Source organism: Kribbella sp. WER1 (genome assembly GCF_054189145.1).
The window spans coordinates 3,499,824-3,513,872 of sequence record NZ_CM135186.1 but is presented as its reverse complement, the minus strand read 5'-3'; the positions used below and the strand labels follow the sequence as shown (position 1 = coordinate 3,513,872).

The following is a 14,049-nucleotide window of genomic DNA, read 5'->3' as shown; positions in this document are numbered from 1 at the left end:
CGACCCATGTCACCGAAGCGCCGCCTCCTCCCGGCAGCCCTCCTGATGTCCCTGACCGCCCCGGTCGCGGGCCTGTTCGTTGCCCTCAGCCCGGTGTCCGCGCAGGCCGCCGTGGCCACAGTGACCGCGGACGACCAGATCACGGCGTACACCGCGGACGCGACCCTGACCAAGGACGGCAAGCTGCAGGTCAAGGAGACCGTGGACCTGGCCCCCGGCGGTACGACGTTCAGCCGGACGTTGTCCACCCAGGTCCGCGCCGACGCCGAGCGGGACCGGACGTACGGCATCACGGACGTGTCCGCGACGGTGAACGGGCAGCCCGCGCAGGGCTTCGAGAACCAGAGCGTCGACGGCGGCCGCAAGCTCACGCTGAACGTCTCCGGGAAGTCTCAGATCGTCTACAACTACACCGTCGACAACGTGGTCGCCGACTCGGTCGACGGCCGCGAGGTGAGCTGGCCGGTCGTGCAGGGCTTCGGCGTGTCGATCCCCGAGGCCAAGCTGAACGTCAGCATCCCGTTCGCGACCTGGGTGACCTGCTTCGCCGGCCGGACCGGGTCCAGCATGCCGTGTACGACGTCGCAGCTGGGCGAGTCCGCCGAGCTGGAGATCCAGCAGAACGGCGTCCCCGCGGCCGGCCGCGTCACGTTCCTGACCGGGCTGAGCGACCAGGCCACGGTGCAGCCGAATGCGAAGTACACGACGCCGTGGTCGCTGAGCCGCGCGTTCACGGTCGACTCGACCACCGGCGGGCTGGCGATCCTGGTGTTCGGGATCGGGCTGCTCGGCGCGGTCGGCCTCTGGTTCTTCCGCGGCCGCGACGCCGCCAAGGTCGGCCACGGTGCGCCGGAACGCCCGGTGCTCGACGGTGCCGACGGCCCGCAGTTCGCCGCGCCGGACGGTATCCGGCCCGGCCAGGTCGGCACCGTGGTCGACGAGTCGGCCGACGTCGTCGACATCACCGCGACCCTGCTGGACCTTGCCGTTCGCAACTACCTGACGATCGTCGAGCAGCCCCGGGACTCGCACTTCGGCAAGCTGGACTGGGAACTCAAGCGGCTGCACCCGGGCGGCCCGGAGCTGCTCGCGTACGAGAAGGCGCTGCTGGACGCGGTCTTCGCCGACGGGGACTCCGTACTGGTGTCCAACCTCGGGCATTCGCTGCGGCCGCGGCTCAACCTGGTCCGGGAGCAGCTGTACGCCGACGTCGTCACGCAGGGCTGGTTCAACAACCGCCCGGACGCCGTACGGAACCGTTGGACGACCGCGGGCGTGGTGCTGCTCGGTGCAGGCGTCGTACTGACGATTGTGCTCGCCATCGTCAGCAAGTTCGCGCTGGTCGGGTTTGCCGTGATGGCTGCGGGTCTGGTGCTCGCACTGGTCGGTCAGGCCGCGCCGGCGCGTACGGCGCGCGGTGCCGCCGTACTGGGCCGGGTGTTCGGTCTGCAGCACTACCTGGCGAACGAGACCTCGGCGGACCTGCCCGAGGGCAGCCGGCTCGAGTTCGCGTCCCGGTGCCTGCCGTACGCCGCCGTACTCGGGCTGACCGAGAAGTGGGCGCTGGAGATCGCCGCCACCGATGACGACGACGACCCGGACGAGGGCATCGGCTGGTACTCCGGCCCGGACAACTGGCACCTGTCGAACATCGGTGAGTCGCTGAGCAACTTCGTCACCTCGTTCGGCGGCTCGCTGAGCAGCGCACGGCGGCTGTTCGGCTGAGAACGTTGAAGAGCCGGCCCATCGTGTTGATGGGCCGGCTCTTTTGTTGTTTCCGTCAGTTGACGCGGACGTCAGCCGCCGTGAACGTGTTGCAGGAGTTGGGCTGCTTGCTGTTGAACCCGGCAATGGACCACTGGTAGTTGCTGACCCGGTTGCCGTGGTCGTGACCGCGCGGCACGGCGTAGTCGTCGCCCATGTGCGCGATCAGGATCTTCCAGTTCGCCAGCAGCGGCCCGGACATCGGGATGAACGGCGCGTTCGCGCCCAGGTACACCGAACCGAGACAGGTCGCCTGCAACTCGCGCCGACGGCTCTCGGTCAGCTGCTGCGTCGCGTTCATGCTCTTCTGCCGCGCCATCGACGACCCGAGGATCCCGCTCAGCTTCTGCACGTGGTGCCCGTACTCGTGGGCGAACGTGTTGAGCATGACCGCGCGGGCGTAGACCGGGTTCTTCGTGTAGTTGGCGTTGTCGACCGTGAACGGCAGGTAGATGGTCTCGTTCGCCAGGCAGTACGCCGCGCGGACGCTGCGCTGCATGCCGCACGGTGAGGAGAGCTTGCCGACGTACACGACCGCCTTCGGGTGCCGGAACGGCAGATTGCCCTTCTTCATCGCCAGCCACCAGGTGCGACCCAGACAGAGCAGCAGCCGGTTGTAGTACTGCTGATCGGCCGCGACGGTAACCGGCGCCCACGCGGGCTCCACACACTTCGAAGCCGCCACCGGACCGATCGAGTACAACCGGCTCCCCTTGACAACCTCATCCACCGTAGGCCCCCGCGGCGTCGAAGGCGACGGCGAGGACGGACTGGGCGACGGCGAAGGCGACTCCGAAGGCGTCTGCGAAACCGACGGCGACTGCTTGGCCTCCGCGTCACCGCCGCCCACACTACGCACGATCAAAGTGATCCCGGTGCCCAGCACCAGCACCGCCAGCGCCAGCAACCCGATCAGCAAAGGCCGCGTCAACTTCTTCTTCTTGCGGCGCCGACCACCCGGCGGCTGCGGAATAGGAATAGGCGGATACTGCCAGGTCGGCGCCTGCTGCACCGGCTGCCCCATAGGCCCAATCTGCGCCCCCGACCCACCGGGGCCATTGGGTCCACCGGGCCCATTTGGCCCAGTTCCACCTGGGCCACCTGGGCCGCTTGCCCCACCGTGCCCGCCCTGACCACCGTGTGCCCCTGGTCCACCAGGCCCGCCCTGACCGCCCTGCGATCCAGGCCCGCCCTGCGATCCAGGCCCACCCTGACCCGCCCATCCACCCTGCCCGCCCTGCGGCGCAGAGTGCCGTCCACCGCCCTGCTGGTTCTGAGGCGGCAACGCATTACTCCAAGGCGAAGCCGGCTGCTGCTCCTGACTCCCCTGAGCCCCCCACAAATAAGACCCCTCAGAATGCGGCCCCGCCTGCTGCTGCCGAGGCTGCGAAGGCTGCGAAGGCGAGGCCTGCCAAGCACTCGACTCCGACTCCCGCCCACCACCCTGCAACGTCCAAGACTGATTACCCCAGCCCCCACCGTCCCCAGCCGGCGACCCACCACCATCCCGAGCACCACCCACACCACCCCGGTCCGACCCACCACCGGCACCAGCAGCCGCACCACCCGCCCCGGCAGCCGCACCACCGGCCCCGGCAGCCGTACCACCGGCCCCGGCAGCCGTACCACCGGCCCCGGCAGGCGTACCAGCTGTACCAGCAGCCGCACCGCCCGTACCGGCAGACGTACCAGCCGCACCACCCGTGCGGGCAGACGCACCAGCCGTGCCGGTAGACGTACCCGAGTTGCCGCCGGGCGACGTACCGGACGCGCCAGCGGACGACGTACTGGAGCTGCCGGCGGACGGCGTACTGGAGCTGTCGGCGGACGGCGTACCCGAGGTGCCGCGTGACGGTGTACCGGACGAAGCGTCCTGGGACTGACCTGCGCCGGACTCAGGCGGCTCCGACCACGACGGCCGAGGCTGCCACGGATCCGGAGTACTCGACCCGCCCTGCCCCCGATTCGGCTGCCACAGCTCGGAGGTCGCCGAATCACCCGGCGCAGGCTCCACCGGCTGCTCCGACCAGGCCGGCGTCGACGGAGACCAATCCGGATTAGCCCGCCAAGCCTCCTGCCCATCCTCAGCCGCCCCAGCCCCGGCCGTACCCGGACCGGATGCACCGGCCCCGGATGTGCCAGCCCCGGATGTGCCAGGGCCGGATGTGCCAGGGCCGGATGTGCCAGGGCCGGATGTGCCAGGGCCGGATGTGCCAGGGCCGGACTGCCCCGGCCCTGGGTAGCTCAGCCCCGACTGCCCGGAGCCGCCCTGCCCGGAGCCCGGCCGACTCGAATCCGCCTGCCCTGCGCCGTACTGCCTTGCGCCGTACTGCCCTGCGCCAGACTGACCCGCGCCGTACTGCCTAGGGTCAGGCTGACCCGGTCCGCTCTGACCCGAGTTGGACTGCCCGGGCCGGTACTGCCCGGACCTGTACTGCCCGGAGCCGGGCTGACCAGCCGCGGGCTGACCGGGACCGAGCTGATCCGGTCCACCCTGCGCCGAGCTGCCCTGGTCGGAGCTGTACTGGCCGGAGCCGTACTGCCCGGAGGCGGATTGACCTTGGCTGGAGTTGGCGGGGCCGGAGTTGGCTTGGCCGGGTTGGCCTGGGCGCTGCGTGGGGTAGCTGGGGGCGGGGGAGTGCTGGGTGGGTTGGGCTTGGGGGTATTGGCCGGGGGCTGGTTGGCCTGGGCCTCGGTTGGTGGGGGGTTGGTTGGGGATCGGCTCGTCGGGGTGTTCGCGGCGGGTGGGGTCCCAGCCGCCGTCGAACCAGTTGTTGGCGGGGGCGGCGGGTTGACCTGGGCTTTGGAATTCGCGCTTGGTTTCGTTGTCGCCGCTCCACCAGCTGGAGGACTGTCCCTCGCTCGTACCGGGCTGGCCGTCGTTGGGCGCCTGCGGTCCGCGATCGTTGTCCCGCGCACCGAACCATCCACCGGACGAGCCCTGCCCGCCGGAGCTACCAGCACCGGTAGAACCCGCAGTACCACCAGAGCTGCCCGCGCCGGAGCCGCCGGGGGCGTGCTGATCGGCTGAGCTCGTGCCGGGGCCGCTCGTCTCGGGCTCACGTCGGGAGAACCAGCTCTCCCCAACACCTGACCCCCCAGGCCCGCTCGTACCAGGGCCGCCAGTTCCGGGGTTGCCGGAGGGGGCGTACTGGTTGGGAGCGCCCGAGGTACCTGGGCCGTAGCTGCCGGGGGCGTCCGGGCCCGACGTACCCGAGTTGGAGTTTCCTGCGTCGGACGCGCCCGGGCCGTAGCTACCCGCGCCGGGTGTACCCGGGCCGGAGCTGCCCGGGGTGGACGTGCCTGGGGTGGGGTTGCCCTGGTCGGGCGTGTTCGGGCCGTCCTGGGCCTGGTTGGGGGTGTTCGGAACGGGCTCCTGTGGGGGGTTTCCCGGGGGCTGGTTCCTGTTGTCCGACATCGATGCTCCTCACGACCTTGCTTGGCGTAGCTCGTTGGTGGGGCGCCGAAGCCGCCTCCCCCGGCACATACTCTGCGCGATCCGGACCCACCAGGCTAGCTAGTTCGGCAGGTCGGCCGGCTGGAGTGATCGGACTGTGTTGTCACTGGACCTTGTTGGCCGAGGCGGCCCAGGTGTTGCAGACGCGGGGGTCGCGGGCGTTGTAGCCGCGCAGGGCCCAGTACTGGTGGTTGTTGGCGTCGCCGTGGTCGTTGTTGAGGTCGGTGACGTGGCCGATCAGCCAGCGCCACTGGACCTGGGACTGGCCGGTGACCGGGTAGCTGCTCTTGTTGGCGCCGATGAAGATGTCCGAGAAGCAGGAGGCCTGGAGTTCGAGGCGGCGGCTGTCCTGGAGTTCCATGGCGTAGTTGGGGCGCTCGTAGCGGATCCGGGCGTACGCCTGCAGGATGCCCATGTTGTTCTGGACGTGGTGACCGTACTCGTGGGCCATCTGGTGCAGCATCCACATCCGCGCCCAGACCTTCTGGTAGCTCTGCGGGTACCGGTTGTAGTTGCCCATGTCCTCGGTGAGGTTCATGTAGATGGTGTCGTTGGTGCCGCAGAAGAACGGCGGGTTGGAGTCCTGGTGGGTTCCGCACGGCGACGACACGGAGCCGCTGAACGTGATCACCTTCGGTGCGCGGAACCGGCCGCCGGCCTTGGCGACCATCGGGGCCCAGGCCTTGTTGAGGCAACCCAGGAGGTTCTTGTAGTTGGCCCTGGCGCCGGCTGCGGTGGCAGGGCGCGCGCTGGACTCGCGGCAGCGCACCGACGCCATCACGCCGGCCTTGTACAGGCTGTTCTTGACGACGAGGTCGCTGTCGCTCGGGCCGGGGTTGGTGGTCGGCTTGGACGTGGTCGTCGTCTGCCGGCTGGCCGTCGGGCGGGTCGGCTGGGTGGTGGACTGCGTCGTGGTCGGCTCGCCGCGGGTCGACGGCGCCTCGGTGGGCTCGGTCGGGCGGGTCGGGCTGTACGTCGTCGTGACGCTCGGCTCGGACGTCGGGTCGCCGTCGCCCTTCAACGCCGCCGAGATCGCCTTCAGCGCGGTGCCGCCGATCAGCAGTACGCCGAGGACGACCAGTACGGCGATCAGCGCGCCGCGGCCCTTCTTCTTCGGCGGGCGTGGTCCGCCGGGCGCGGCGCCCCAGCCGAACTGCTGCTGCGGCTGTCCAGGTCCGTGGTACGGCTGCCCGGGGAAAGGTTGCCCAGGGAAACCAGGTCCACCCTGCCGCGGCGGTCCCTGCGGCGGTCCTTGGTACGGCCCCTGGTACGGCGGACCCTGCGGAGGACCCTGGGGAGGACCTTGCGGCGGCCGCCCCGGAGGCGGTGTTCCGCCGTACCCAGGCCCCTGCTGCCACGGTTGTTGCGGCTGCTGAGGTGGGTACTGCTGACCGGGCGGTGGTCCCCATTGGTTGCCTGACACCCCCGTGACGCTACCGGAGTGCGGGCTCAACTTCGGCAGCGGTCAGGGTCCCCCGTTGCTCGCCTGACACCTGTCAGACGCTAGGGTGCCCGGTGTCAACCTGACCCTCTCTCTACGGTGTGATTGGGCGATGCGTCTACGTCTCCTCGGGCTATCCCTGTGTGCCCTCGGCCTGCTCGGCCTGTCCGCTGTCCCCGCGGGCGCGGCCGGGACCGGTGCCGCGGCCGGAAGCAACGCGACCGCCGACCCGGTGGTCACGAACTACGACAGTCAGGTCCGGGTCGAGCGCGACGGCCTGCTCCGGGTTTCGGAGACCTGGAAGCTGAGCAACGTGAACGGGACCTTCACCCGGTTCGTCGTCACCCGGGACCACCTGGACAACGACATCGACCACGTCCAGGAGATCGGCGACCTGCAGGTCAAGGCCGGCGGTCAGGACAAGAAGCCCGAGGTGAAGACGGACGGTGACGTCACGTCGATCGCCGTACCGGATGTGACGAGCAGCACGACGCAGCTCGACTTCACGTACACGGTGAAGGGTGCGGTGTCGAAGACGCTGGACGGCACCGAGGTGCAGTTCGCTCCGTTGACCGGGATCAGCATCCCGATCCAGGAGGTGAACACGGTCTTCAGCGTGCCGGACGTCACGCACGTGGCCTGTTTCGCCGGCCCGGTGAACAGCAACGTCCCGTGTTCGCTGGCGCAGATCGGTGAGACGTCGGGCCCGACGTTCAAGCAGACCGCGCTGCCGCCGGGCAACACGGTCCGGATGATCGTCGGCTTCCCGAAGGACCAGATCGCGGCGAACACGATCGTCGAGTACCGGCACACCTTCAAGCGGGCCTTCTCGACCGACACCGCGCAGCTGATCACGGCGCTGCTGGTGCTGCTGCTCGGCGCCGTCGCGCTCGGTGTGCTGTACCGGCTGCGTGGCCGCGACCAGGTGGACCCGCGGCGCGTCGTACCGGCGTCGCTGTTCAGCCTCGGTACGGACGCCCGGATCGACTTCACGCCGCCGTCGGACCTGCGTCCGGGTGAGGTCGGCACGCTGATCGACGAGCGGATCGACCCGGTCGACGTGACCGCGACGATCATCGACCTCGCGGTCCGCGGCCACATCACGATCATCGAGCTGGACAAGCGCAGCGAGTTCGCGCGCGGCGACTGGGAGCTGCGCCGGGTCGCGAACGCGCCGGCCGAGGAGCTGCACCGCTACGAGAACGTCCTGATCCGCGCGATCTTCGGCGACGCCGACTCGGTGCTGGTCTCGGAGCTCGGCAAGCAGGTCCGCGCCGGTCTCGAGCAGGTGCAGGACGCGCTGTACGACGGTGTCGTGAAGCGCGGCTGGTTCACCGAGCGCCCGGACCGGACCCGCTCGCTGTGGGCGACGATCGGGATCGGGACCACCGTCGTCGGCGTGATCGCGACCGTACTGCTCGCGCTGCTGTCGACGTGGGGCCTGCTCGGCATCGCGATCACGCTGATCGGCGTCGGTCTGCTGGTGGTCGGCCGCTACATGCCGGCCAAGGCTCCGGCCGCGGGCCGCGTGCTCGGCCAGGTCGCCGCGATCCGCGGTGAGCTGCTGGAGATGGACGTCAGCGAGCTCCCGGCCGACCAGGCCGTCGACCTGTGCTCGCGGGCGCTGCCGTACGCCGTCGTGCTCGGCGGCTCGGAGCGCTGGATCGACGCACTGGTCGCGACCGACACCACGCCGGGCGTGGAGGACGAGGGCTTCCCCTGGTACCGCGGACCGCAGCATTGGCACCTGCAGTACCTGCCGGACTCGCTCCGCAACCTCACCACGCACCTGACGGGCGCGTTGTTCGCCCGCTGAGGCTCGTAAAGAACAGAGCCCGCCACGCCGCCCCGGCGTGGCGGGCTCTGTCGTCTCACCAGTTGTGTTGCGGGTCGGACGGCGGCGGCAGCGCCGTACCGGCCGGGTGCACGACGTAGACCAGTCCGCCCGAGTGCGGGACCCACGCGTTCTCGAACGCGGTCCGGTCGTACGTCGTCCGGACCTGGTCGTCGCTGGCGATCAGATGCGAGGCCGGGTCGTTGACGACCACGTTGCCGTCCTTGTCGAAGCCGACGATCACCATCAGGTGCCCGTTCGTCCCGTACCCGGCGCCGGGCAGGTCGCCCTTCTTGAACGACAGCGACGCGATCAACGGGATCCCGGCCTTGATGAACTGTTCCGCCTCGGTCAGCGACCGCAGCCGCGTCACGAACGCGTCCACGCCACGGGAGCCGGCGTACGCCGTGTTGAACGGCCAGTTGCCCGCGCCGTCGTAGGAATAGTCGAACACCGAACGCGCCGAGTGGTCCACCTGCGGGTCCGGATCCGACGGGTCCACCCAGGACGTCTCGGCCCGCGTCGGCCCGGCGCCCCAGTAGTCGAGCACCATCGCGGACGACGTCGCCGAGCACCAGGCCTCACCGCCGCCGTCCCACTGCGGGTAGTGCCCGATGTGGGTCTCCTGCGAGTACGTCGGTACGTCGAGCGTGAGGCCCTCCGCGCCGCCGAGGGGGCTGACGGCAACCTTCTTGTCGGACGGCAGCCGGGACGCCATCGCGCCGACGGAGCGGACCACCGGGGAAGCCGTGGTCCCGGTCAGCCGGTACAGCGTGATCTTCAGCTGCCAGCGGTCCAGCCACTTCCCGGTCGCGGCCTGAAAGGTGTCGACGGCAACGGATCCGTCGGCGTCGCCCTGGCTCGGCACCGAGGTCCGGTGGATGTCGCCGGCCGCGGTGTCGTCGCCGCCGGACCAGCGGCCGAGCACGTACCACTTGGTCGGCGTGCCGAGGTTCGTCGTACCGGCCATCGACACCTCGACCCAGGTGCCGGGCGGGGTGGTCGCGTTCCAGGACGCGACCAGTTCGGTCAGCCCGAAGCCGGTGCTGACGTGCGGCGACACCCAGCTGGTTCGGTCGTACGTCTTCGCGGTGCCGTCGCCGAACGGGTCGGCGTACGACGTGGTGCCGGTCGGCGTACCGAACGTGAGCGCGCCGTCGGCGACGGTGGTCCCAAACTGCTCGCCGGCCAGGAAGTCCGCGGTCGAGGTCCAGCCCCGGTACGCGACCTCGCGCGCCGGGGCGACCTTGACGGCCTGGCTCGGCGCGGCACTGGCACTGAGGACCACGAGCCCCAGCATAATGGAAAGAATTTTACGAGCGGTCGTCCCACTCGCTGTAGAGCATCGCGAAGACCAGTTCATCGGTCCACTCGCCCTTCAGGTACTCGTTCTGCACGAAGTGCGCCTCCTGGCGCAGCCCGAGCCGTTGCAGCAGCTTCACCGAGCCGGTGTTACGAGCGTCCAGCCGGGCGATGATCCGGTGCAGGCCGAGCTCCTCGAAGCCGAGGCGCAGCAGTTCCACGGAGGCCTCGGCGGCGTACCCGTGGCCGTGCGACTCCGGGTGGAAGACGTACCCGATCTCGCCGGTGCGCTGTTCGGTGTTGTTCATGAACAGCGTCACCTCGCCCAGGTGCTGACCGGTGTCCCGCAGGATGACCGCGACGGTGAGCGCTTGACCGTCAGCATCCATCGGGACATCGGCCAACCGGCCGGTGAGGGCCTCCTTGACCTGCTCGGGCGTCCGTACGTCGTACAGCAGGAACCGGGTGACGTCCGGGTTGGACTGCAGCTTCAGCAGGTCGTCGTAGTCGTTGTCGACGTAGCGTCGAAGGGTCAGGCGGTCGGTCTCGATCGGCAGCGAGTAGCTCACCGATCGAGACTATTCGACCGCTGCAACCCGTTTAGCCGTTGGCCAGCGCCTGCAGGCGGCTGTAGTCGCCGTTGAAGCGGTCCTGGTCGATCGGCGTCGAGCTGTACTGCCAGATGGTGTGGAACGGCCAGCCGCCCGGCAGCGTGCCCGGCGAGGAGGCGTACTTCGCCACCCACAGCGGGTTCGTCGAGTTGAAGGCGGTGCTGTTCCCGGTGCAGCGGCTCCACCAGTCCAGGTTCGTGTAGATCGGTACGTCCCGTCCGGTCTTCGCCTTGTAGGTGTTGGCGAAGTCCCGGATCCAGTTGACCATCGCGGACGCGCTCAGCCCGTAACAGGTCGCGCCGTACGGGTTGTACTCGATGTCGAGGGCCCCGGGCAACGTCTTGCCGTCCTTGGACCAGCCGCCGCCGTGGGCCAGGAAGTACGTCGCCTGATTCGCGCCGCTGGAGTCGTTCGGCGTCGCGAAGTGGTAGGCGCCGCGGATCATCCCGACGTTGTAGGACCCGTTGTACTGCTGGGCGAAGTACGGGTTCGTGTAGTAGTTGCCTTCGGTCGCCTTTGTGTAGGCGAACCGCTTACCGGCGTTCCACTGCGCGGTCCAGTCGACGTTGCCCTGGTAGCTGGCTACGTCGATACCTTCGACTGTGGCGGCCGGAGCCATGACGGCCGGCGTGGCGGTTGTGCTGGACGTCTTGGGGTTCGTCCAGCCCATGTAGCCGCCACCGGCGACGGTGACGCCGTGCTGGCGGGCCTGCGCGGTGGGCTGATGGGCGTTGCTTGCTTGGGCGGAGCCGACCGAGGCCAAGAGCAGGCCAAGAGTCACGGCGGCACCCGTGAAAAGGGCGGACTTCACGGTTCTCCTCCAGAGAGCGATATGAGGGGCGGACAAAGCGCTCGCCGGAGGTATTACCCCGCCTTGGAGGAAATCAACCCTTTACACCTTGCGTTTGGTGATCATTTACCGCACGTACGACGCGGGCACGGTGAACGTGTTGCAGGCCGACGGGCTCCGGCTGTTCCACCCGGCGTTGGTCCAGATCGGGTATACCGCCCGGCTTCCGTGGTCGGGCTGGACGCCGTACTCGTCGCCCTGGTGCGAGTGCAGCCAGGTCAGCTGGTACCGCTTGTCGCCGCTGATCCCGAAGCTGGAGCGGTTGGCGCCCAGGAACACGTTGCCGAAGCAGCTGGCCTGCAGCTCCGTCCGGCGGCTGAGCTCCAGCGCCTTGGTCTGCGAGGAGGAGGCGTACCGGAGGTTCCAGTACGCGCTGAGGATGCCGACCATGTTCTGCACGTGGTGCCCGAATTCGTGGGCGACCGTGTCGGCCATCTTCATCCGCACCCAGTCGCTCTGGTACGAGATGTTGCCGTTCTTCCGCCAGAACGTGACGTCGGTGCCGGCCTCCATGTAGATGGTCTGGTTCGTCGGGCAATAGAACGAAATGCCGGCGCCGGTGCCTCCGCCGCACGGGCTGGTCGTGGCGCCGGAGAAGATCATCAGGTTCGGCGGCCGGAAGCGGCCGCCGGCGGCTGCTACCTGGCCGGGCCAGAAGCGGTTCAGGCAGAGCAGGACCGTGGAGTAGTACTTGCGCGCGTTCGTCAGGCTGGTCGGACGGGAGCCGGGCTCACGGCAGCTCACTGACCTCATCACGCCCGCCTTGTAGATCCGGTTCTTGGTGACCATGACGTTGTCCGACGGCGGGGCGGCGGTCGTATGGGTCTGCGTCGGCTGGGTGGTCCGGGTCGTGCGGCTGGCCGGCGCGGTGGGGGCCGTGGTCGTCGGCTGCTCGGTGGCGGAGCTGGTCGGGGCGTACGTCGGGATCGCGGCCGTGCTGGTCGTCGGTTCCGGCGGGGTGGAGCTGACGTCGGAGTTGTGCTTGACGAGCGACAGTACGACGAAGCCGGCCACCACGACACCCAGGAGGGCGACCGGGATGAGGATCAGCGGCGCCTTGCTCTTCTTCCGGGGCGCCGGCGGGAAGCCGTTCGAGCCGAACCCGAAAGCCGGACCCATCGGGGGACCTTGGGGCGGGCCTGGTGGCGGACCCCAGTTCGGCGGTCCGGGCGGCGGGCCGTACTGCTGTGGCCGCGGATACTGCTGCTGCGGACCGGGGTACTGCTGCTGCGGCGGCTGGGGTGGGTACTGCCCTGGTGGCGGCCCGTACGGCCCTTGATGAGACAACTGACCGGTCCTCCCGAGTAGGTGCTGTGGATATCTTGTCAAGAGGGGGTGCCACTTCCCGTTACCCTTGACCGGTGACACTTCGCTTGTACGACACCGCAACGGCAGCAGTGAGGGATTTCGAGCCGGTCCATCCGGGCAAGGTCGGGATCTACCACTGTGGGCTGACGGTGCAGGGTGCCCCGCATGTCGGGCACATCTACAAGGAAGTGGTCTTCGACGTCCTGCGCCGCTGGCTGGAGCGCTCCGGCTACGAGGTCACCGTGATCGCGAACGTGACCGACATCGAGGACAAGATCCTCGCGAAGTCGGCCGAGCGCGGCGTCCCGTGGTGGGCGCACGCCTACGAGTTCGAGCGCGAGCTGCACTGGGCGTACGACGTGCTCGGCTGCCGCCCGCCGACGTACGAGCCGCGCGCCACCGGGCACATCCCGGAGATGCTCGAGATGATCGAGCAGCTGATCGACCGCGGCCACGCGTACGTCGCGCCCGACGGGTCCGGCGACGTCTACTTCGACGTCCGCTCCTGGCCGGAGTACGGCGCGCTCTCGCACCAGAAGATCGACGACATGGAGGCCGCCGCGGACGCGGACCCGCGCGGCAAGCGCGACCCGCGCGACTTCGCGCTCTGGAAGGGGTACGTCGAGGGCACCCCGCGGACGGCCTCGTGGCCGACGCCGTGGGGCCGCGGCCGCCCGGGCTGGCACCTGGAGTGCTCCGCGATGGCCGGGAAGTACCTCGGCGAGGAGTTCGACATCCACGGCGGCGGGCTGGACCTGCGCTTCCCGCACCACGAGAACGAGCTGGCCCAGTCGACCGCGGTCGGGCAGAAGTTCGCCCGGTTCTGGATGCACAACGCGCTGGTCACCACGGCCGGCGAGAAGATGTCGAAGTCGATGGGCAACAGCGCCGTCGTGCGGAACGTGGTCGAGCGGGTGCGCCCGATCGAGCTGCGCTTCTACCTCGTGCAGTCGCACTACCGGTCGGTCGTCGAGTTCTCGTTCGAGGCGCTCGAGGAGGCCGCGAAGAGCTTCCAGCGGCTCGAGGGGTTCGTCGACCGGGCCACCGAGGTGACCGGCGGGGTCGAGCCGGCGGCCGGGCTGCCGTCGGACTTCGTCGCCGCGATGGACGACGACCTGGGGACGCCGGCCGCGATCGCGGTGCTGCACAACACCGTCCGCGACGGGAACAAGCTGGTCGCCGACGGCGACTCCGCGGCGCTGCGGGAGGCGCTCGCGTCGGTGCGCGGGATGCTCGGCGTGCTCGGGCTGGACCCGCTGTCCGAGCCGTGGGCGTCGCGGACCGGCAGCAGCGACGAGCTGACCGAGGTCGTCGACGGCCTGGTGAAGGCCCTGCTCGAGCAGCGCCAGTCTGCCCGCGAGCGGAAGGACTACGCCGCCGCCGACGCGGTCCGCGACCGGCTGAAGGCGCTCGGCGTCGTCATCGAGGACACTCCCCAGGGGCCGCGTTGGTCCCTGGTATCTACAGACGAAGGAAACTGAC

At 69.4% G+C, this 14,049-nt stretch carries 10 protein-coding genes; 4 read left to right on the top strand and 6 right to left on the bottom strand.

Annotated features, from left to right (window positions below; genetic code table 11):
* The first annotated feature begins 6 nt into the window (after positions 1-6).
* Positions 7-1,725 carry a DUF2207 domain-containing protein gene (locus tag ACXJJ3_RS17030; RefSeq protein WP_458171100.1) on the top strand — a complete coding sequence of 573 codons (1,719 nt, stop codon included), beginning with the start codon at positions 7-9 and terminating at the stop codon, positions 1,723-1,725.
* Between the two features lie 55 nt (positions 1,726-1,780).
* Here the strand turns inward: ACXJJ3_RS17030 and ACXJJ3_RS17025 are convergent, their stop codons facing one another.
* Positions 1,781-2,788, bottom strand: coding sequence for a neutral zinc metallopeptidase (locus ACXJJ3_RS17025; protein WP_458171099.1), 1,008 nt, complete (start codon positions 2,786-2,788; stop codon positions 1,781-1,783).
* Between the two features lie 700 nt (positions 2,789-3,488).
* Between ACXJJ3_RS17025 and ACXJJ3_RS17020 the strand changes: the two genes are divergently transcribed.
* On the top strand, positions 3,489-3,647 hold the full coding sequence (locus ACXJJ3_RS17020; RefSeq protein ID WP_458171098.1) for a hypothetical protein: 159 nt from the start codon (positions 3,489-3,491) through the stop codon (positions 3,645-3,647).
* 1,677 nt (positions 3,648-5,324) lie between these two features.
* Here ACXJJ3_RS17020 and ACXJJ3_RS17015 read toward each other — a convergent pair.
* Positions 5,325-6,644, bottom strand: coding sequence for a neutral zinc metallopeptidase (locus ACXJJ3_RS17015; RefSeq protein ID WP_458171096.1), 1,320 nt, complete (start codon positions 6,642-6,644; stop codon positions 5,325-5,327).
* A gap of 130 nt (positions 6,645-6,774) precedes the next feature.
* Between ACXJJ3_RS17015 and ACXJJ3_RS17010 the strand changes: the two genes are divergently transcribed.
* Positions 6,775-8,478 (top strand): DUF2207 domain-containing protein, encoded by a 1,704-nt coding sequence (locus ACXJJ3_RS17010; protein ID WP_458171095.1) that lies wholly within the window; start codon positions 6,775-6,777, stop codon positions 8,476-8,478.
* A gap of 55 nt (positions 8,479-8,533) precedes the next feature.
* On the opposite strand, the gene ACXJJ3_RS17005 is transcribed toward ACXJJ3_RS17010, so the two are convergent.
* The 4 genes from ACXJJ3_RS17005 to ACXJJ3_RS16990 form a co-directional block, all read right to left on the bottom strand.
* Positions 8,534-9,784 carry a peptidase C39 family protein gene (locus tag ACXJJ3_RS17005; protein WP_458171094.1) on the bottom strand — a complete coding sequence of 417 codons (1,251 nt, stop codon included), beginning with the start codon at positions 9,782-9,784 and terminating at the stop codon, positions 8,534-8,536.
* A 25-nt stretch (positions 9,785-9,809) separates the two neighbouring features.
* Positions 9,810-10,367: a GNAT family N-acetyltransferase gene (locus ACXJJ3_RS17000; protein WP_458171093.1), complete on the bottom strand. Its 558-nt coding sequence runs from the start codon at positions 10,365-10,367 to the stop codon at positions 9,810-9,812.
* A gap of 31 nt (positions 10,368-10,398) precedes the next feature.
* Positions 10,399-11,220: a lysozyme gene (locus ACXJJ3_RS16995; RefSeq protein WP_458171092.1), complete on the bottom strand. Its 822-nt coding sequence runs from the start codon at positions 11,218-11,220 to the stop codon at positions 10,399-10,401.
* 105 nt (positions 11,221-11,325) lie between these two features.
* A complete protein-coding gene (locus ACXJJ3_RS16990) occupies positions 11,326-12,378 on the bottom strand; it encodes a neutral zinc metallopeptidase (RefSeq protein WP_458171091.1) in 1,053 nt (350 codons plus the stop codon).
* A gap of 242 nt (positions 12,379-12,620) precedes the next feature.
* On the opposite strand from ACXJJ3_RS16990, the gene cysS reads away from it, so the two are divergent.
* Entirely contained in the window at positions 12,621-14,048 is a 1,428-nt protein-coding gene (gene cysS, locus ACXJJ3_RS16985) for a cysteine--tRNA ligase (RefSeq protein WP_458171089.1), read from the top strand.
* The last annotated feature ends 1 nt before the right edge of the window (position 14,049 follow it).

Coding starts and splice junctions, on each gene's coding strand:
- ACXJJ3_RS17010 (WP_458171095.1), top strand. CDS start 6,775: ATGCGTCTACGTCTCCTCGGGCTATCCCTGTGTGCCCTCGGCCTGCTC.
- ACXJJ3_RS16990 (WP_458171091.1), bottom strand. CDS start 12,378: ATGGGTCCGGCTTTCGGGTTCGGCTCGAACGGCTTCCCGCCGGCGCCC.
- ACXJJ3_RS17025 (WP_458171099.1), bottom strand. CDS start 2,788: ATGGGGCAGCCGGTGCAGCAGGCGCCGACCTGGCAGTATCCGCCTATT.
- ACXJJ3_RS17030 (WP_458171100.1), top strand. CDS start 7: ATGTCACCGAAGCGCCGCCTCCTCCCGGCAGCCCTCCTGATGTCCCTG.